The following is a 19,653-nucleotide window of genomic DNA, read 5'->3' as shown; positions in this document are numbered from 1 at the left end:
TTCTGCCCAATTCTCGTTTCTATGCTGTTGCTGTGTGGCTTCGTAGCTGCGCAGAATCAGACTTCTCCCAATTCGGGAAGACCCGCGCCGCATGTAAATGCCCCGGTCGGAGATTTTCCGCGAATGCCTGGCGATGGCAGCGGCGCTTATAAGACGCACGTCTATCGCGACCTCCTCGCGGAGCAGGGACACTCGCCCGAGGAAACTCGCACCAAGATCGACAAAGCTTTCCAGCAGCTTTTCCATGGCGACGGTCAGGAAGAGCGGCTCTATTTCGAAACGGGTGCGAACGAGAACGGACCGCTGGCCTACATCACTGACTGGGCGAACAATGACGCGCGCACTGAGGGCATGAGCTACGGCATGATGATCGCTGTCCAATTGAACAAGAAGCGCGAGTTCGATGCGATCTGGAACTGGGCCAAGACCTACATGCTCGTTACCGACCCGAAAAATCCATCCGTCGGATACTTCGCCTGGTCGATGAATACGGACGGCACTCCGCGTTCGACAGGCGCCGCACCGGATGGCGAAGAGTACTTTGTCATGTCCCTCTACTTCGCTGCGCATCGCTGGGGAAACGGCAAAGGCATCTACAACTACCAGGCCGAAGCCGACAAGATTCTGCGCGGCATGCGTCATCATCCCGTGCTCACCGGCACGGGGCCGTTCCGCATTCATCCCGAAGATCCGCCGTTCATTCCTCCGAACCATCCTTGGCCGAGCCCAAACAATAAAGCGCGTGAGAAAGCGGGAGCGGCTCCGCCCTTCGTACCACCACAAAGGCCTCGAAGTGAAACGATCGGACCTATGGTCGATGAGCCGCACTTCATGATTCGCTTCGTGCCTAACGTCGATCTCGCTTTTACTGATCCTTCGTATCATCTGCCGGCGTTCTACGAATTGTGGTCGCGTTGGGGACCAACCGAAGATCGCGAATTCTGGGCGACAGCCGCCGACGTGAGCCGCGAGCTGTTCGCCAAAGTCACCGGTCCCGAAACGGGCCTGACCCCGGAGCGCGCGTACTTCGACATGACGCAAATGATCGGGCGCGATGGCCAGCCCGTCTCCTTCGGCTACGATTCCTGGCGCAGCGCCAGCAACTGGTCGGTCGATTACTCCTGGTGGCACAAGGACCAGCGCGAAACCGCGCTCAGTGATCGCATCCAGAAGTTCCTTTTTGGACAAGGCATCGACAGCTTCGCCGACCGCTACACCCTCGACGGCAACCCGCGGTCGACGCGCCATTCCACGGGTATGCTGGCAACGACGACCGTAGCCAGCCTGGCCGCGACCGATGGCCAGATCCGTAAAGCTTTCGTTGAAAAGCTGTGGAACACGCCCGTGCCCAGCGGCGAACAACGCTACTACGATGGCATGCTCTACCTGATGAGCTTGATGCATTGCAGCGGGAATTTCAGAATTATCGAACCGCAAACACATACTCCCTAGCTAAATCCAATGCACTCTTCCGGGTTGGGTGCGCCATCAGTGAGCATTTGCACCACTTTTGTGCCCTTCTTATAAGGCGCAGGTAAGGCGCAGGCGGTCGGTCCACTCTGTCCACCGCTGTCCATCCTGTCCACTCAGTCCACCCTCCTGGCTGCGGCGTTACTTGAGTGATGCAGGTTACTAAAGAACACTGTCCAACAGGACAATATGGCCATAGACTTTGGTGCCAATGAGCCCCAAACAGCGCCTCTCCTTCGTCCTGCTCCTGGCCAGCCCGTTTGCTCTTGGGCAGGCGGAGCGCTCTTCGGCTGCCGCGCCCGCAGCCGCCCAACTTCTCCTGGCCAGCAATGCAGCCGCTCCTGAATCCCTTGTTGCCCCTGCACCGCAGCAGAGTCTGCTGATTCATCGGGCGGTGTTAAAACCCGTACCGCAGAAGCCTGAAATCTCGATACGCGAACGGGCGGCGTTCTATTCCCTTATAGCCGCCGAGCACGGAGCTGCCGTCCTCGACGCGTGGTCCACACGTCAAGTGCTTCAAGAGGGTGGCCGCGAACTCGACCCGCTGGTTCGTCCCTTTGCCCATTCAGCGACTTTGTATCCCGCGCTTCAGGTCACGCCGTTTGCCGTGGACTACTTCGCGGCGAAGCTCATGCGCAGCAACCACCCTGTTCTGAGAAAGCTATGGTGGGTGCCGCAAGTCGTGGCGACGAGTGGTTCGGTATATTGCGGAGTCGCCAATTTGGGGAACCGACGTTAGCGATTTCGTGATTTCCTGATTTCGTGATTTCGCGATTGGCTTCGGGTCAATTTAATCCGAAACAGGTGTTCGCCTCCGGGGGTGCGTGAAAACCGTGTGCGTTTGACTGCAGTCTTTTGCACACAAGTCCAGGATCGTTATTGGCGCAGTCCCCTGAAAATCCCCGAAATTCTGCCGGATTTGTACGTGTTTTGTCGTCGCTCCTCTCTTGGACAGGTAATTGCACTGTGCGCATGCAGGGAGAACCTGCGGTGCGCATCACCATCAAAGGCGTTTTGATTTTCTGCTCACTCATTGCCGGACTCATCATGGCGGAGGTCGTGGCCGCCTCGAACCAGAACGACAGCGCATTGCCTGCGGCCGTGGGATTCAACAACTAGAACTCTGCCCAGTTTCTGTCATTCCGAACGGACGATCACGCGTGCTTTTCGCGCGAGCGGGAGTGAGGAATCCCTATTCGCTTCCATGGACGCCACTCAGACGAGCATGTCGGTTTGCAGGGATTCCTCAGGCCAACTGCAGGCCTTCGAAGACACAAACTCAACCTGCGATTCCCACCTCCGTATGTCGGTCCCTCAAGCCCAGCAGGTACAGCAGCGCATCCAGCCCCATACGCGAGATCGAGTGCTGGGCGCGTTGGCGTACGAGCGGCTTGGCATGGAACGCCACACCCAATCCAGCCGCACTCAACATCGGTAGATCATTTGCGCCATCGCCAACCGCGATGGTTTGCTCCATCGACAAACCTTCAGCCGCCGCAATCTCCTGCAGGGCCTCGGCCTTGCGGCGAGCCGTAATGATCTCGCCAACGGCTTCTCCAGTGATCACGCCATCTTTGACTGCCAGTTCGTTGGCGTAGACGAAATCGAATCCCAGTTCCTGCTGAAGCCGCGTAGCGAAGCAGCGAAAGCCACCGGAGATGATGGCCGTCTTATAGCCCAGCATCTTTAGGGTGCGCAGCAGCCGATGCGCCCCCACCGTGATCGGCAGCCGGTCGGTGATGTCGCTGATGGCTGTTTCTGGCAGGCCTTTCAGAAGCGCCAGACGACGTCGAAGGCTGCTCTCAAAGTCCAACTCGCCGCGCATGGCGGCAGCCGTTACAGCCGCTACTTTTTCGCCGACATTGGCGAGCCGCGCCAGCTCATCGATGACCTCCATCTGAATCAGCGTGGAATCCATGTCGAAAGCAACAAGCCGGCGATTGCGACGGAAAATCGAGTCCTGCTGCACGGCAACATCAAAGCCGGCCTGATCGGCAAGTACGAGCAGCGCACGGCGAAGCTCGCCGGCGTCGATCCCATTTCCGGAAAGGGTGAACTCGATGCACATACGCGGCTCGACATCCAGGGCCGCTCCGCGTGACGAGAGCCGGTCCATGGTGTCGATGTTCACCTCGCGCCTGGCAAACACCTCGGCGATGGCTGCGAGATCTTCAGCGCGGACCTGCTCGGCGAGGAGAGTGACTGTGAACCGCTGTTTGTACTGCTTATCTACCCACTGCTGGTATTGCTCTGAGGAAACTGGCATCAGGTGAGCAGCAACGCCTAGCTCATTTGCGCGGCGATGGATCCGCTCAAGAACCTCGGGCACCGCCGACGCTGGAATCCGAACCATGATGCCCAACGCGAGAGCGTCGTGAATCACGGCCTGGCCAATGTCCAGGAGCAAGGCGTTGGCCTGCGCGAGCAGATGCGCAAAGGCACTGGTGAGCCCCGGGTGGTCTCTTCCAGAAATGCTAATCAGGAAAATTTCAGACATTGTTCGTTGCTGATGAATGTCCCATGCCTGCGATTTGTTTGGAACGGCCAGTTGATTTCACCTGCAGCTATTCGATTCCTGAGAGCGCCAGCACTGCGAGGAGAAGCCGCTTTAAGGCAAGTGAGCGCCCGGATGGGTCAAACCATTCGCGCAATGTGTGCGCTCCGCCGCCCGTTCCTCCCGCTCCGACCGTAACCGCTTCCAGTCCCATGGAAATGGGAATGTTCGCATCGGTTGAAGCACGCCGCAATTGCGATGCGATCCCGAGATGACCATCAACCGCGCGGAATACTTCGAGCAACTGGGAATCGTGAGGCAGTTCGCCGGTGGGACGATCGCCGATCTTCTTCAACTCGCAGGTAAGCTTGGGCGGACCACCGTCGCGCGCGCGAGCAGGAATTTCGCTGTGGATTACCCCGCGCAGCTCGTCTTCTAGTCGCTGAAGTTCTTCGGCCGCCACGGAACGCAGGTCGATGCTGACTTGTGCTATTTCGGGAATTGAGTTTACAGATGTGCCTCCGCTGATCACTCCGAAGTTGAACGTTGTTTTGGGAGAGGGAGGAAGAGGAGTCTGGCTGAATCGTGAAACGATGCGCGAGACGGCGACGATCGGATTGGGCTGGCCGAAGTCGCTCCAGGAATGGCCTCCGGGGCCACGCACAATCACTTCGAACCTGCGACTGCCGAGGGCTTGGCCGATGATCGAATCGGTCCCGCTGCCATCGATGATGATGGTTTCGTCGATTCGGTCCTTCCAGCGCGATTTCTCGAAAATATGGCGGATGCCGCGCAGGTCGCCTTCGCCTTCCTCACCTACGTTGCCGATGAACAGGATGTCGCATTCGGGACGAATCTTCGCCTCGCGCATTGCCATTGGAATCGCGAGCAGGGCAATCAGTCCGGCGGCATTGTCGCTGACTCCTGGCCCGCAGATGCGCTCGCGCTCTTCGTGGATCTCGATCTCCGTTTCGGGAGGAAAGACGGTATCGAGGTGCGCGCCGACGGCGGTGACGGGAAGCTCTCGATCCACACCGGGAAACACGCCAATGACATTGCCGATTTCGTCGATCTCGATCTGTTCCAATCCAATTGCGGAGAACTTCTGTTGGAGCCACTTTGCGCGTTCGGCTTCTTCAAACGGCGGAGCAGGAATGCGCGCCACTTCGAGCTGCATATTGCGCAGCTCGTTCTCATGAATCTGGAACCACGAGAACGCTGCGTGCACGGCACGCATCGAAGCGAGCAGCGCAATCTGCTGAGGGACGGTGATCTCTTCGGTGGTGCGGCCGGGAGGATTCATGCCATCAATCCGCGGTGACCACCGTTGGACGTTTGCCTGCGGGGATGCAATCGAGAATTTCCTGCTCGAGCAGCGTGCGACTTGACTGCTTGGCTATTTGGAAAATGCGCTCAACTGTATCTTCATCCACTGGTAAGCCTTTGCGCTCGAGCCAGAAGATCACATTCGATTTTCCAGACATGGGGCCGATCTCGATCACCTGCTCCATTCCGAAATAGTGGGAAGGCACGCCTGAATACACGGTATTCGCCAGTTCGACATCGTTCTTGCGGAAAGCCTTAATCACAGCAGCAGCGTGCACCCCGGTGGCGGTTCGAAATGCATCGTCTCCCATAACGGGATAGTTCTTGGGAATGGGAACACCGGTGGCCTGCGAAACCGTTTCACAGTATTCCTTGAGAGCGGTCAAATCCTGATCTGCCCAGGGCTGCACGCCCATGAGCTTCAGGTTCACTAGCATCTGGTCCATCTGCGTGTTGCCTACGCGTTCGCCGATGCCGATTGCGCAGGCATGCACGCATTCGGCTCCGGCTGCGAGCGCCGCGAGTGAGTTCGCAACTGCAAGGCCGCGATCGCAGTGCCCGTGCCAATCGACGCGAATCTTCTCGCCGCTCGGTTTCACAACTTCATCAACCACGAAGCGGATGAGAGCTGCGACACCAGAAGGGGTGACGTGCCCACAGGTATCGCACACGACGATGGCTCGTGCGCCGCACTCGATCGCTGTTTTGTAAAGGCGCTTGATGGTTTCAGGATCGCAGCGCGTGGTGTCCTCGGTGACGTACATCACCTCGAGACCGATCGACCGCGCGAACTTTACCGCCTTTTCAGTGGTTTTCAGTAAGAAGTCATCGCTCCAATCTTCGGCATACCGGCGAATTGGGCTCGAGCCGATGAACGTAGCTGCCTCAATCGGAATTCCAACTTTCTGCTGAATATCGGCAATTGGGCGAATGTCGTTCTCGTGCGTTCGCGCGGCGCAGTTGCCGCGGATCTTGAGTTTGGAATCGCGAATCTCGCGAGCGAGGCACTCGACGTCGGAAAAGGCACGCGCGCCAGCTCCCGGCAATCCCATATCGAGAAAGCTGATGCCAAGCTTCTCCATCAGGTGAAGGATGCGCAGCTTCTCTTCGATGCTGGGATCTTTTACCGAGGGAGACTGCAAACCGTCGCGCAGCGATTCATCGGTGAGCATGACCCGGCCGGCAGGCTTGAATTCAGCTCCTGGAACGTTGTTCCAGTCGTAGATCAGCGATGAATGCTTGAGGGACAAGGCCGGAGGTCTCTGAGTGAATTGTAAACGCAGCTAACGTGGAGCCGGGCGCCCTCGCCCGGGTGTTTAGGTAGGAATTCCAAAATGGACGAATTCCTGAGGGTCGATGTTGCGCATTTGAATTTACGAGCTTTCACCAGAAACCCGGCCGAGGGCGGCCGGCTCCACGTTACCTCATGGCTTGCTCAATTTCGTCGATCCAATCAGGGCGCTTGAGGACTTCGCGCGGCTTGGGACCATCGGCTGCCCCGACGATGCCGTCGCGCTCCATAAGATCGATCAGGTGAGCGGCACGGCCATAACCGATGCGCAGACGGCGTTGGAGTAGTGAAGTGGAAGCTTTGCCGAACTCCAGCACCAGGCGCACTGCATCTTCGTAGAGTTCGTCGTGCTCGTCCTCGCCGACTTCGGCTCCTCCTTCGCCATCGCCGCTGTCTTCTTTGGGACCTTCGAGGAACTTCTTCTCGTACTCGGCTTCGCCCTGCGAGCGCCAGAATTCGACGACCTGCGCGATTTCTTTTTCAGTGACGAACGGCGCATGGACGCGCTGCACGCGGGCTGATCCAGGGGCAAGGAAGAGCATGTCGCCGCGGCCGAGCAATGATTCCGCGCCGTTGGCGTCGAGTATCGTGCGCGAGTCTACTTTTGTGGCCACGCGGAAAGAAATGCGCGAGGGCACGTTGGCTTTAATCAGCCCAGTGATTACGTCAACCGAAGGACGTTGCGTTGCAAGGATGAGGTGAATGCCTACTGCGCGCGCCATCTGCGCGAGCCGCGTGATCGATTCTTCCACGTTCTTGCCGTCGAGCATCATCAGATCGGCGAGTTCGTCGATGATGATGACTACGTACGGCAGCGGCTTGTGCTCGGTGTCCGGCTCGAAGAGACTTGGAGTGTCTTCGGTGAAGAGCTTGTTGTACTGATCGATGTTGCGGACTCCTTTTTCCGCCAGTACTTTCAGTCGGCGCTCCATCTCGCGCACCGCATTGCGCAGCGCTACGGCTGCGAGCTTGGGTTCGGTAATGATGGGTGTATAGAGATGCGGCACGCCTTCGTAATTGCCTAATTCGACCCGCTTGGGATCGACCAGGATCAGGCGCACCTGATCTGGCGTCGCTTTGAAGAGCAGCGACATGATCATGGCGTTGATGGCCACGCTCTTGCCTGATCCGGTAGAACCGGCAATGAGCAGGTGCGGCATCGTCGCCAGATCGGCCGTCATGATGCGACCGTTGATGTCTTTGCCGAGCGCGAGCGTCAGGCGGGAACGCGCGTCGAGAAATCCCTGTGACTCGACTACCTCACGCAGATAGATAGTCTCGCGTTCCGTATTGGGAACTTGGATTCCCACCGTGCTCTTCCCTGCCATGCGCTCGATCAGGATGCTCTCGGCGCGCATCGCGAGGCAGAGGTCTTCTGAGAGCCCGGTAATACGGCTGTACTTCACGCCCGCTTCGGGCTTCATTTCGAAGGTCGTGACTACCGGGCCCGGATTGATGTGCGTGATGGTGCCGTGCACATCGAATTCGGCGCACTTCTCAACCAGAATCTGGGCGTGCTGCTTCAGCTCCATTTCGTTGACGGTCTGCTGCTCGTCAGGACGCTTGAGCATGGAACTGGGTGGAAGCTGGAAGCTGCCATAGGTTTTGGGCAGCACGGTCTTAGCTTTCGCTTTGGCGGCGCTGTCAGCGCGAACGCCGACTTCAATCCCAACCGGCGCAGGTTGCGAACTAGACTTTGGTTCTGATTCGGGAAGTGATTCGCTTGCCTCTTCCGCCATCTTCTCCAAACCAGTCTTAAACGGCTGGACGCGCTGGTACACATCCGAGACCTGCGTGACCGCAGGTTTTGTGGCAGGCACGAGCTGGCTGGTCACCATGGGGCGATTAGCCTTGCGCTGTTCCAGTTCTTTCGCGGCGTTCGCTCGCTGCCGCCTCTCGCGCCAATCCTCAACTCGCTGCCATGCTGCTCCAACGAACGCGAATCGGGTGGTCAGCCAGAGGTGTGCGTCGGTAAAAGAAAACGCAGTGCAGAGATACAGGGCTGCCGCAATTACTGAGAGCGATACAAGGTATGCGCCGAGAACGTTGAAGTAATGGATCAGGAAATCGCTGACGATCCGTCCCAGTAAGCCTTCAATCGGGATGGCATGCATCCAGCGCAGGTGTCCTGGCAGCAGTCCCATCAGAGCCGGAATGAAGAGCAGGAGAATTGTCGCGCCAAGTAGCTTCTCCAGAGGAGACACGACCTCTCGTGAACGGAACCAACGCAACCCGAGTGCCCCGATCATCAGGGGAATGCTGAACATCGCCAGGCCGAAGAGTTGCAGAGCCAGGTCGCTGATGACGGCGCCTACGCGTCCGATCCAGTTGTGAGTCGTGCCCGATGAGAAAACTGAAGCAGCGGTGTTCAGCGATGGATCAAGAGGCGAGTAGGAGGCGAGCGCAAGAAAGAGCAGGAGCGCCGCGGCCGTTAGCGAAAAGCCGATCAGCTCGTTAAAGCGGCGGTTCCGGGTCGGCGTGAATAACCGAAGCAATGCTTTCATTTGGGCCTGGGCGCAGCCGGGGACAGATCCCCGTCGGCTGTCGCGGAAAAGGCCAGAGCAGAGTGATTATCGCAGATTGCCGGCCGAAGTCCACGTTTGTTTCTATGTTCGGCCCGGCGAAGGAGCGAACACGAAGGTCACGGAGCCGTGTGGAAATGTGCGGCGGCAAGAGCGATCACTATGATTCCGAGCACTATGCGATAAATAACGAACAAGTTTAGCGAATGGGTGCGCAAAAAGCGCAGGAAGAACGCTATCACCGCCATTCCTAAAACGGCAGATACACTTATACCGACAATAAATGGGGTTTTCATGCCGGGTGGCAGCCCACCGGCCTTCATAACCGCATGAGCCTTCAGCAGCACGGCGCCTGCGGTGATTGGCGCCAGCAGTAGGAAGCTGAAGCGGGCGGCGGCTTCGCGATTTAAGCCGCGCGCAAGTCCCGCAGTAATGGTGGATCCTGAGCGCGAAACGCCGGGAATCAGAGCAAACGCTTGAGCGACGCCGATGAGAATTGCATCGAGCGCGTTAATTCCCGTTATAGGTCTGCGCTTGCTTCCGAATCTGTCGGCCAGCCACATGAGAAAACCTACGACTGCGAGCATGCAGCCGATCAGCAAGTAGTTCTCGCGGAACTTCAGCTCGGCATATTTGTCGAGCAGCTTGCCGACGATCGCTCCAGGGACCGTGCCCAGCAGGATCCACCAGAACAGCAGGCGGTCGCGTCCACTTTCCACGTCATCGACATTTCCGAAACCGGCGCTGGCCGCAGACATCGGACCCCGACCTCCGAAGCCCGCGACGATGACATTGATCCATGTCGGGAAAAAATAGATCAGCACCGCAAGCAGCGTTCCGGCGTGCAGAGCAACGTCAAACGTCAGGTCCATGGCCGGATCGAGCTCGCTCCAGCCAAGGAACCATCGAGTGAGGATCAAGTGAGCGGAACTGGAAATCGGCAAAAATTCGCCGAAGGCCTGCACGACTGCGAGCACAACCGCCTGGTAAACGGGCAATCTCTGTCCTTTCCGGGTGGATCAGTCGGTTACGTTTCCGTAAGTTGGGATTTTTTGTTGTAGCAGAAAAATGAGCCGCTGTGCGCGGTAGGCGTAATCGGAATTCGGATACTGCTGGGAGACGCGCTGTGCGAGTTCCAACGCCCGCGAACGGCTCTCGTCGGCTTTCTTTTGATCGTTGCGCTGCGCGTAAATCTCGATCAGCGCTGACTGTCTCCAGGCCGCGTCGTAGAGAGCTTCCGCAGCTTTCGGCGATTGCGGATGCTCCTCGACATATTTCTCGTAAATCGAAGACTCTTTCTCCGGACACTTCGGATCGCCCTCCCAATCACCGCACAGCTTGTTGTCGATCAAGTCGAATGCTGCCAAATCCGACCATTTCGTATTGGGATACTTCTTCACTACTTTCTTCATCTGATCCTCGTCCATCTGATGCCGCATGTAGGGATCTTTCTCCTTTGCTGATGGACGCGATCTCATGTCTTGGATATCGAGCTGCCAGGCGATATCAGCGGAACGATATGCCGCTTCGCCCGCCAGAGGCGAATTGGGAAAGTATTCGGCTACGCGGTAATAGAGACGTAGAGCGTCTCGGTCCGCTCCTCTGCGACCGCCTCTTCGTTCGGCTTCGGCCTCCGAATCGGCAGCCTCGCCGAAAAGAATCTGGTCGCCGTTCGGAGTAGTTTTGCGCACCAGTCCTTTATCGAGCATCCAGCCGGAGACATCGCGCTCACCTCCGCCGTAGGCGTCGTCGCGCGCCTCTCCAAGCGTCGCCAGCACGTGTACCCACTGCGATCCACTGTGTTCCAGGACGGCGACCTCTCGTCCCCGATCGACGGTTGCTAGTCTCTGACTGTTTGTATCAGGAGAAAGATAAAGATTCGCAGAGCGCACACACACGGCACGCTCGGTATTTTCATCAGCATGCGCTCTAGCAGCGCCGAGAAGTGTAGCCGCCAAAAGAACGCCTAGAATGACTCGACTCATGCAGCCATTTTAGCCATGATTCGCGCTATAGCAGAGGGGTGGTATATTGCCATGCCGAAGGAGCAAGCCCATGCGCGCAGATCGAGTGGAAGTTTCCTGGGATAACGATAAGAAGAAGTGGCTGGTGAGAATCATCGTGGGAGAAGAGGTGATCCGCCGCTACTGCGACGCGCCCAGAGACGCCGATGAACAAAAGATCCGCGCTGCGGCGCAGAAGACGCTGACCGACGAAGGCTACGAAGCTGCGCAGAATCTGAGCGTGAAACGTTAACGGAATCGCCGCCGGTTGGCGGTGGGTCGGAGATGGCCGCATAGCCAGCTCCGAGTCGCACGGTACGGTATGCGTGATCGAGAGCAGCCGCAAACCGCGCGGCTGCCCCCACTGGCTACCGCCGCCGGTTCTGTATACTCCTCGTGATGCCCTCGCCTGCTCTCGATTACGCACGCCAGAATCAGCCGCGTTTCCTTTCTGAGCTTAAGGACCTGCTGCGCATTCCCAGCGTCAGCACGCTGCCGCAACATAAGTCCGATATCGAGCGCGCGGCCGAGTTTCTTGCTGCGCAAATGCGCTCGATCGGGCTGGAGCACGTCGAGGTTATCAAGACTTCCGGACATCCGCTGGTTTATGCCGATTGGCTGCACGCGTCCGGTAAGCCGACCGCACTCTGCTACGGCCACTACGACGTCCAGCCTCCGGACCCGCTGAACGAATGGGTCACGCCTCCGTTCGAGCCGTCTGAGCGCAATCAAAACCTCTACGCGCGCGGCGCCGTCGATGACAAAGGCCAGATGTTCATGCATTTGAAGGCGCTTGAGTCTCTGATGAAGAGCGGCGCAGGCAAGCTTCCTATCAACGTGAAGCTGTTGCTCGAAGGCGAGGAAGAAGTTGGTGGAGAGTCGATTGCGAAGTTCGTCGCCGAGAATCCGAAAAAGCTGAAAGCTGATTTTGCGCTTGTTTCCGACACCGAGATGTATGCGCCCGATCTGCCCACGCTCTGCGTCGGTCTGCGCGGAATGGTTTACACGGAGGTTGAGGCGCGCGGAGCGAAGGTCGATCTGCATTCCGGAATGTACGGGGGCGCTGCGCCGAATCCATTTGTCGCACTCGCGCAGATCATCGCGAAGTTAAAAGATGAAAACGGAAAGATTCTCATTCCGTACTTTTACGATCGCGTGGTCTCTCCCACAAAAGATGAACTCAGCAGTTGGAAGTCGCTGCCGTTCGACGAGAAGGAGTATTTAGAGAAGGAGGTCGGCAGCACTGAGTTGACCGGCGAGCCCGGACACTCAGTTGCGGAGCGCACCTGGGCGCGTCCAACGCTCGACGTTCATGGCATGCCGGGCGGCTTTATCGGCGCGGGTTCCAAAACGGTAATCCCCGCGCGTGCGTCAGCGAAAATCTCCATGCGCCTGGTTCCGAATCAGCGCCCGGACGAAATCTATAAGCTTTTTTCGGATTACGTGAAGCAGATCACGCCGCGAGGAATTCAAATAACCATTCGGCAGCTCAACCTCGCCGACCCGATGGTGATCCGCACCGACAATCACTATGTGCAGGCTTCAAAGCAGGCGATGAAGGAAGTCTTTGGAAAGGATACTGTGTTCATCCGCAGCGGAGGATCAATCCCGGTGGTTGCAGATTTCGAAAAACACCTCGGAATCCCAAGCGTCATGATGGGGTTCGGCCTGCCCGACGACAATCTTCACGCGCCCAACGAGAAATTCCATATCCCGAACTTCTATCGCGGGATTGAGTCGATTATTCGATTCTTCCAGCTTCTCAGCTCCTAAGCTGCTGAGCTTCTAAGCTGCCACGCGCGACTTGCTCCAGCTCTGCTCAGGCTGGGCGACCGGCACGCTTACCGGCCAGGGCTCTTCGACGCCCATCAGAGCGAGTGCGCCTCCGAGCAGTGCCATGTTCTTCGAGAACTGGATCATCTCCGTCTGGCGCTGCTGCGGATCTTCCTGTTTCCAGAAGTTATGCATCACGGGCGAGACTCCGGCCAGAAATCCGATGACCGCAGCCGCTCCAATCTTCGGCTTAATGCCGAGCAGCAGGCTGGCGCCGCCTACGACCAGAGCTGCTCCACTCGCCACCACTGCAACGTTCGGCATGGGCACGTTCTTGCCCTTTGCATACTGCGACATGCCCTCGCGCTGCTTGAAATGATTGATGCCGCTATAAAGAAAGAATCCGCCAAAGAGCAGGCGTCCGATCATGAAAGGAGCTTTCATCGTTCATTCCTCCGAGCTTCGAATGAGATTGGATTCCTCTGAAGCAGCGAGGGTGGCCATCGGCACATCTGCTTAGGGCCGAATGAGGCGCTCAGAATTGTAGAGCTCGCACAGGTGGATGACCTCAGTGCGGAAGTGATTATTCGTCGTCGATTTCTCTCAAGTAGCTATCGGCCTCAGCAATAGAGGTTTCCAGGGGCTGATCCGAACTGATTGTCAGCCGTGTTTCTCTCACGGGCTCGCGCTCAAAGTCCTGGCGTTTGACGTAGTAGAGATCGACTGTTCGGTTCGCAGCGAGGTGTGCGCCTGATTCCAGGTCACGGCGTATGCGGGCCAGGGCGGTTTCTTCCGAGGCCACGCACTCGATGACTGCGAGCTTCGTCCCGATCTGGGAAGCTGCATTGCGCACCCGTTCGCGCTGGTACTCGCGCGAGAATGGACGGCCATCGAGGAATACGCGCAGCTTCGGCTTGCGCGTCAGAAGATAGGCAGCGGTCTCGAGCATGACGTCCTGGCAGAAGTCGTCTTGCTCGACCGTGTAGTCAATTTGCGATGGGCCGAAGAGTGCGGGTCGGATGATGTCTTTATCGATAACGAAGCCGCCGAAGCGTTCGATCAGCGAGCGAGAGAGGGTGCTCTTTCCGGTGCCCGGAAGACCGACCATCAGAATCAACATCGGCCTAGGTTACAGGATCATCTTGGCTGCCAAAGGTGGGGATCCTTGCGCATTGAGGTTAAATATGCTGGGTTTATGGGATAGGTGCGGTCGTTTAGCCAGTCTTCCGCCCCGAGTAGGCATTTTTGCAAGCTTTGTCCGAAAATCAACTGCCAACTTCGGTTTTCTACCTGGATTTGAGGCTGATCCAGGTCAAAGCAAACCACTCGGCCATTACCTCGGTGACCACCAATACGACTTTAGCGGTTCAGTTCAAGCCCGCTATCCGGCTTAATAGATGCAGGCAAATTGAAGCATCCTGCCTGTACGACTAACCCCAAAAAAGTTGGAGTCTTTAAGATGTTTGAGAACAACGAACTGCTCGACAGTTTGTGGTTTCGCTGTGGTGTGCATACCGTCGCCTTCTGGAGCTGGGTCGCGGTCTGCTGCATACTGCTTGCGGTCCGGTAACTGCCGAATCCATTCCCCATTTAGGCGTTTTTGGCTTCTGGCCGATCGACGCTTAATCCCTTATCCTGACGCTTTCATTTAATTAGGTAAGACACAGAGCAGCGCGGACTTATGTCTTCGCTGCTTAAGTGTTTTTAGTGAGGTTGGGCCTGGTAGGACTCGGAATCACATCCGCCTAGGGCAGGCCGTGTGCATGCGTGCTACGAGCAGCCCTTCAGACGATATTTCCGCGTGACCGACTTCTCGCCGTGGGTGGCGCGAACAAACACCACATGATTGCGAAGGCCTTGCTCGAGCTGCGCCAAATCGAGCTCCAATTCGACGCGTCCATCCTTTTCGCTCACGGCTTGGGAATGAATCGGAACACCCGCCGGATATTGCAGGCGGGAGGTGACGAGCGCTCCATCCACTGCCGACCCACTCTCACTGACGAGCAGTCGCATCACGAGCTTGCGCGCGATCGGAAGATCGTCGGAGTTGAGCCAGGTGAGCGCGAGCGTCTCTCCTCCGGCGTCGCGGATTTCCGTTTGCTCGCGGAAAAATTGCTCGATCGATCCAGCCTTTACCACTTCCAATACTTCGCGATGCTGGCCTTTGAGCAGATCGTGGATGTACTCCTCTGAGAATCCAGGATCGCTGACGTGCTCGGCGTAGGATGACGCGTATTTGCCGATGCAGTGTCCACGCACGAAGACCATCGTCTGCAGCAGGAGATCGGCTTTACGCGCTTCGCTCTGGACGTGATAGACGGTATCTCCTTGTTTCACATCGGTATTGAAGCCAAAAATCATTGCAATCGTTTCCCTGCTGAGCTTCTGCTACTGGAGGCCATAGGCGATCTCATAAACTTTGGGCCGAAATTGAAGACAGTTCCCCCAAAAACCTGACGCGGATTGCGCGGATGGGACGCGGATTAACGCGGAAGGATAAACTTAGCTTAGCTGACTGATGAAGATGCTTTTTTGCTATTCCCTTCGATCGTTGTCAAATGCCAATCTCTGTAGTTGGCACGATGATCACCCCAATTTTCGGCGTTGATCCGCGTCCCATCCGCGTAATCCGCGTCGTGTTTTCCTATTCAAGATCAAGGCTCTTTACTAGGCGATTCTATTGTGCGGAATATTTCTCCAATTGCAATGATCGTGAGTGCACACTTGCGCACGGCTGCGCTTGACACTCCGTCGCAGCGAAACTTATAGTCGAATGTTCCACCGTCAGTGTTGGCGCACATTGTATAACGGCCTCTATGCCGGACCAGCCACTACCCTATTACGTCAACTATCTGCCTCTGCTCATGCAGGTCGTGATCGCGTGTCTGGTCGCGGGAGGCATGGTCGCGCTCTCGGCGCTGCTGGGTAAACATCGCTACAGCAGAACAAAGATGGCCGCTTATGAATGCGGCATGGTGGGTACCGGCGACGCGCGCCCGCGCTTCTCCGTGAAGTTCTACATGGTCGCCATGCTCTTTATTCTGTTCGACGTTGAGGCGATTTTCCTGATTCCCTGGGCAGTGATCTACCGCAAGCTGCCGGCGGCGATCGCTCCCGCGCTGGGCGCTGGGCCGCACGATTCCGGTCCGCGGATGTTCGGTTTCTGGGAGATGCTGGTGTACATCGGCATCGTCCTCGTGGGCTTCTTCTATATATGGAAGAAAGGCGCGCTCGACTGGAATACGACGCCGGAGAAATCGGACTACTAAATGCCTTTGCAGCCCGCCATCACCGATCTCGAACAACTGAAAAGCAGACCGGCAGTCGCGGCGCTTCACAATGCCTCACTGCTGGAAAAAGCTACGTTCGATCGCGATGAGCTGACGCTGTACGTAAATCGCAGCGATATCAAGCAGGCTTGCGAGCTTCTGCGCGAGAATCCCGAAACGAAATTCAATTTTCTCGCCGACATCACCTGCGTCGACGTCTTCCCTTCCGAGCCGCGCTTCGAAGTGATCTACAACCTGCTTTCCCATTCGCGGAAAGAACGCGTGCGACTGATTGCTCGTGTACCTGGCGGAGATCCTTCGATTGAATCGCTCATGGGACTTTGGCCTGCAGCGAACTTTTTCGAGCGCGAGGTCTTCGACCTGTTCGGCGTGCGCTTCGTCGGACATCCCAATCTGCGCCGCATCATGATGCCGGAAGACTGGGAAGGGCATCCGCTGCGCAAGGACTATCCGGTGGAGGGTTATCGCTAAATGGCGCACCTGAATCCCACGCCGGTCTTGGAGCCCACTGAAGATCGCACGATGATCTTGAACATGGGGCCACAGCACCCGTCCACTCACGGCGTGCTGCGTCTGCTGCTCGAGATCGACGGCGAGACTGTCGTCAAGTGCATTCCCGATATCGGATATCTGCACACTGGGATTGAGAAGACATGCGAGGCGAAGTTCTACCAGCAGGTAGTCCCGCTCACCGATCGCATCGACTATCTGTGTCCGATGACCAACAATCTTACGTATTGTCTGGCCGTCGAAAAGCTCTTGCAGCTCGAAATTCCTCCCCGCGCGCAATTTCTGCGCGTGCTGTTGAATGAATTAACGCGTATCAATTCGCACCTGGTCTGGCTGGGTACGCACGCGCTCGACATCGGCGCCATGACCGTCTTCCTTTATTGCTTCCGCGAACGCGAGGAGTTGCTGAGGATCTTCGAGAACGTCTCCGGCCAGCGCATGATGACTTCGTACTTCCGCATCGGCGGCGTGTCGATGGACCCGCCCATTGATTTTTGGAAGAAGACAAAAGCTTTTATCGATAAGTTCCCTTCTCGCGTTGATGAGTACGAAGGGCTGCTGACGTCGAACCCAATCTGGATCGAGCGCACCAGGGGCGTCGCTCACATTACGGCCGAAGAATGCATTGCGTTAGGCTGCAGCGGCCCGACGGCGCGCGGAAGCGGCGTCGATTGGGACCTGCGCCGCGACATGCCGTACTCGGGTTACGAGAAGTTCAAGTTCAAGGTACCGGTCTCGACCGACGGCGACGTGTACGCGCGTTACCTGCTGCGCGTGCAGGAGCTGCGCGAGTCAAACAGCATCGCGCGTCAAGCCTTTGAAGGCATGCCCGAAGGGTCATACAAGGCCGACGCTCCAAAAGTGGTCCTCCCGGATCGAGAAAAGATGAAGACGCAGATGGAGGCGCTCATCTATCATTTCAAAATCGTCACGGAAGGGTTCACGGTTCCGGCAGGCGAGGTCTATCAGGGAGTGGAATCGCCGCGTGGAGAGATGGGCTATTACGTCCGCAGCGACGGTACGGCGAAGCCGTATCGAGTACATATGCGCTCGGCATGCTTAGGAAACTTGCAAGCCCTTGAAAGACTCTGCGTCGGTAGGTTGCTCGCGGATGTAGTTGCGGCAATCGGCAGTATCGACATCGTTTTAGGAGAGATCGACAGATAATGCAATTCTCTCCCGAACTGGAACAACGGTTTCAGAAGCTCGTTTCCCAATACCCATGGAAACGTTCAGCGCTAATTCCACTGTTGCTCTACGCGCAGGATGAGGTCGGTTATTTGACCGATGAAGTTATCACTGACATCGCTCGGCGTGTTGAGCTAACCGAACTCGAAGTCCGTAATGTAATTAGCTACTATTCGCTCCTAAGGACCCAGCCGGCGGGCAAATACGTAGTACAGGTCTGCACCAACATCAGTTGCATGCTACGCGGAGCAGAAGAAGTTTTTGATCACTGCAGAGAAAAGCTGGGCGTGGATCACAAAGAGGTCACACGAGACGGCACATTCTCGCTCGAAGAAGTCGAATGCATCGGAGCCTGCAGTTGGGCTCCTGCTATCCAGGTGAATTACGACTTCCATTTGAACGTGACGCCGCAAAAGATGGACGCAATTCTCGACCAGTACAGCAACAACACGAAACAGTGAAGACACTCTACACACCAACGCCGCTGGTCTCGCATCCCGATGAGGTGCGCGTCATCTCCAAGCGCTTTGGACAAGGCGCGCAGGACATCGACCGCTACATCCAGCTCGACGGCTACAAGGCCGCGCGAAAAGCGCTGGATATGCAGCCCGACGACATCATCAATGAAGTCAAAGCCTCGGGACTGCGTGGACGCGGAGGCGCGGGTTTTGCCACGGGAATGAAATGGTCGTTCATTCCGAAACAGTCTGAAGCTCCGAAGTACATCCTGGTGAACGGGGATGAGAGCGAGCCGGCGACGTGCAAAGACCGGCTGATCGTCGAATATGATCCGCACGCCATTATCGAAGGCGTCATCATCGCAGGCCTGGCAGTGGGAGCCAAGCTGGGCTTCATTTATCTGCGCGGTGAGTATCGCTATTTGCTCGAGATTCTCGAACGAGCGGTTGCCGACGCCTATAAAAAAGGGTTCCTTGGCCACAACATCTTCGGCACCGGACGCGAGTTCAACATCCTCACTCACACGGGCGCTGGCGCGTATGAAGTTGGCGAAGAATCCGCGTTGATGGAATCACTCGAAGGCAAGCGCGGATTGCCGCGTCTGAAACCTCCCTTCCCTGCGATTAAAGGTCTCTATGGCGGTCCAACGGTCATTAATAATGTTGAGACCATCGCAACCGTTCCGCCGATCATTCTGAACGGCGGCAAATGGTACGTTGCATTCGGACCGAATGAAAAGAATGGCGGCACGCGTCTGACCTGCCTTACGGGACACTTCAATAAACCCGGAGTGTACGAGCTTCCTCTTGGATATCCCGCCAATAAGATGATCTACGAAGTAGGAGGTGGAATACCGAATGGACGCCAGCTCAAAGCGTTCGTTCCCGGTGGATCCTCGACGTTCCTGCTCACGCGCGAAGAAGCCGAATCGGCAACGATGGATTACGACTGGTTCGCAAAACGCGGCGAGTTCCTCGGTTCCGGCGGAGTTGTCGCAATTGATGACCAAACGTGCATGGTGAAAGTCGCGTTACGCATCATGCAGTTCTACCAGCACGAAAGCTGCGGCTGGTGCATCCCGTGCCGCGAAGGAACTGATTGGCTGAAAAAGACGCTCATCCGTTTTCACGCCGGTGCCGGGCAAAACAAGGATCTCGACCAGATGCTCTATCTAGCCAACAACATGGCTGGCCGAACCTTCTGCGCATTAGGCGACGCGGCTGCGTTTCCTACAATGTCGATCATTAAGAAATGGCGAAAAGAGTTTGAAGAGCACCTGGACGGAAGAAGTTGTCCGTTTGAAACGGCGTCATCGAGAGAGATGGCG

19 protein-coding genes are annotated in these 19,653 nt (G+C 56.9%); 10 read left to right on the top strand and 9 right to left on the bottom strand.

Annotated features, from left to right (window positions below; genetic code table 11):
• Positions 1 to 21: 21 nt before the first annotated feature.
• From VFU50_09120 to VFU50_09110, 3 genes are all read left to right on the top strand, one after another.
• Complete coding sequence (locus VFU50_09120) at positions 22 to 1,452, top strand: glycosyl hydrolase family 8 (protein HEU5233008.1); 1,431 nt, start codon at positions 22 to 24, stop codon at positions 1,450 to 1,452.
• A 229-nt stretch (positions 1,453 to 1,681) separates the two neighbouring features.
• Complete coding sequence (locus VFU50_09115) at positions 1,682 to 2,209, top strand: hypothetical protein (protein HEU5233007.1); 528 nt, start codon at positions 1,682 to 1,684, stop codon at positions 2,207 to 2,209.
• Positions 2,210 to 2,442: 233 nt separating this feature from the next.
• Positions 2,443 to 2,589: a hypothetical protein gene (locus VFU50_09110; protein HEU5233006.1), complete on the top strand. Its 147-nt coding sequence runs from the start codon at positions 2,443 to 2,445 to the stop codon at positions 2,587 to 2,589.
• Between the two features lie 160 nt (positions 2,590 to 2,749).
• Here the strand turns inward: VFU50_09110 and serB are convergent, their stop codons facing one another.
• The 6 genes from serB to bamD form a co-directional block, all read right to left on the bottom strand.
• The gene (gene serB, locus VFU50_09105; GenBank protein HEU5233005.1) at positions 2,750 to 3,967 is read right to left on the bottom strand and encodes a phosphoserine phosphatase SerB; all 1,218 of its coding nucleotides are present in this window, start codon (positions 3,965 to 3,967) and stop codon (positions 2,750 to 2,752) included.
• A 67-nt stretch (positions 3,968 to 4,034) separates the two neighbouring features.
• Complete coding sequence (locus tag VFU50_09100) at positions 4,035 to 5,267, bottom strand: M20/M25/M40 family metallo-hydrolase (GenBank protein HEU5233004.1); 1,233 nt, start codon at positions 5,265 to 5,267, stop codon at positions 4,035 to 4,037.
• Between the two features lie 4 nt (positions 5,268 to 5,271).
• On the bottom strand, positions 5,272 to 6,540 hold the full coding sequence (locus VFU50_09095) for a LeuA family protein (GenBank protein HEU5233003.1): 1,269 nt from the start codon (positions 6,538 to 6,540) through the stop codon (positions 5,272 to 5,274).
• A gap of 169 nt (positions 6,541 to 6,709) precedes the next feature.
• The gene (locus VFU50_09090) at positions 6,710 to 9,085 is read right to left on the bottom strand and encodes a DNA translocase FtsK (GenBank protein HEU5233002.1); all 2,376 of its coding nucleotides are present in this window, start codon (positions 9,083 to 9,085) and stop codon (positions 6,710 to 6,712) included.
• Positions 9,086 to 9,222: 137 nt separating this feature from the next.
• Positions 9,223 to 10,101: an undecaprenyl-diphosphate phosphatase gene (locus VFU50_09085; protein ID HEU5233001.1), complete on the bottom strand. Its 879-nt coding sequence runs from the start codon at positions 10,099 to 10,101 to the stop codon at positions 9,223 to 9,225.
• 21 nt (positions 10,102 to 10,122) lie between these two features.
• Positions 10,123 to 11,088, bottom strand: coding sequence for an outer membrane protein assembly factor BamD (bamD, locus tag VFU50_09080; GenBank protein ID HEU5233000.1), 966 nt, complete (start codon positions 11,086 to 11,088; stop codon positions 10,123 to 10,125).
• A gap of 70 nt (positions 11,089 to 11,158) precedes the next feature.
• On the opposite strand from bamD, the gene VFU50_09075 reads away from it, so the two are divergent.
• Entirely contained in the window at positions 11,159 to 11,359 is a 201-nt protein-coding gene (locus tag VFU50_09075) for a hypothetical protein (GenBank protein HEU5232999.1), read from the top strand.
• Between the two features lie 146 nt (positions 11,360 to 11,505).
• Entirely contained in the window at positions 11,506 to 12,879 is a 1,374-nt protein-coding gene (locus VFU50_09070) for a dipeptidase (protein ID HEU5232998.1), read from the top strand.
• 12 nt (positions 12,880 to 12,891) lie between these two features.
• Here the strand turns inward: VFU50_09070 and VFU50_09065 are convergent, their stop codons facing one another.
• The 3 genes from VFU50_09065 to VFU50_09055 form a co-directional block, all read right to left on the bottom strand.
• A complete protein-coding gene (locus VFU50_09065; GenBank protein HEU5232997.1) occupies positions 12,892 to 13,323 on the bottom strand; it encodes a DoxX family protein in 432 nt (143 codons plus the stop codon).
• Between the two features lie 139 nt (positions 13,324 to 13,462).
• Complete coding sequence (locus VFU50_09060; GenBank protein ID HEU5232996.1) at positions 13,463 to 13,999, bottom strand: ATP-binding protein; 537 nt, start codon at positions 13,997 to 13,999, stop codon at positions 13,463 to 13,465.
• Between the two features lie 650 nt (positions 14,000 to 14,649).
• Positions 14,650 to 15,240 (bottom strand): hypothetical protein, encoded by a 591-nt coding sequence (locus tag VFU50_09055; protein HEU5232995.1) that lies wholly within the window; start codon positions 15,238 to 15,240, stop codon positions 14,650 to 14,652.
• A gap of 455 nt (positions 15,241 to 15,695) precedes the next feature.
• Here VFU50_09055 and ndhC point away from each other — a divergent pair, with 455 nt between their 5' ends.
• The 5 genes from ndhC to nuoF form a co-directional block, all read left to right on the top strand.
• Positions 15,696 to 16,148 (top strand): NADH-quinone oxidoreductase subunit A, encoded by a 453-nt coding sequence (ndhC, locus tag VFU50_09050; GenBank protein ID HEU5232994.1) that lies wholly within the window; start codon positions 15,696 to 15,698, stop codon positions 16,146 to 16,148.
• Positions 16,149 to 16,640, top strand: coding sequence for an NADH-quinone oxidoreductase subunit C (locus tag VFU50_09045; GenBank protein ID HEU5232993.1), 492 nt, complete (start codon positions 16,149 to 16,151; stop codon positions 16,638 to 16,640).
• Positions 16,641 to 17,846 carry an NADH dehydrogenase (quinone) subunit D gene (nuoD, locus tag VFU50_09040; protein HEU5232992.1) on the top strand — a complete coding sequence of 402 codons (1,206 nt, stop codon included), beginning with the start codon at positions 16,641 to 16,643 and terminating at the stop codon, positions 17,844 to 17,846.
• Entirely contained in the window at positions 17,846 to 18,328 is a 483-nt protein-coding gene (locus VFU50_09035; GenBank protein HEU5232991.1) for an NAD(P)H-dependent oxidoreductase subunit E, read from the top strand. The genes nuoD and VFU50_09035 overlap by 1 nt, the downstream gene beginning before the upstream one ends.
• The coding region (gene nuoF / locus VFU50_09030) for an NADH-quinone oxidoreductase subunit NuoF (GenBank protein ID HEU5232990.1) at positions 18,325 to 19,653 on the top strand (1,329 nt) is incomplete at its 3' end. The genes VFU50_09035 and nuoF, both read left to right, overlap by 4 nt.

It is taken from the genome of Terriglobales bacterium, from assembly GCA_035764005.1.
In the GTDB taxonomy this organism is placed as follows: Bacteria; Acidobacteriota; Terriglobia; order Terriglobales; family Acidobacteriaceae; genus Gp1-AA112.
The sequence above is the reverse complement of the archived record's forward strand: the minus strand, read 5'-3'. Positions and strand labels throughout refer to the sequence as shown.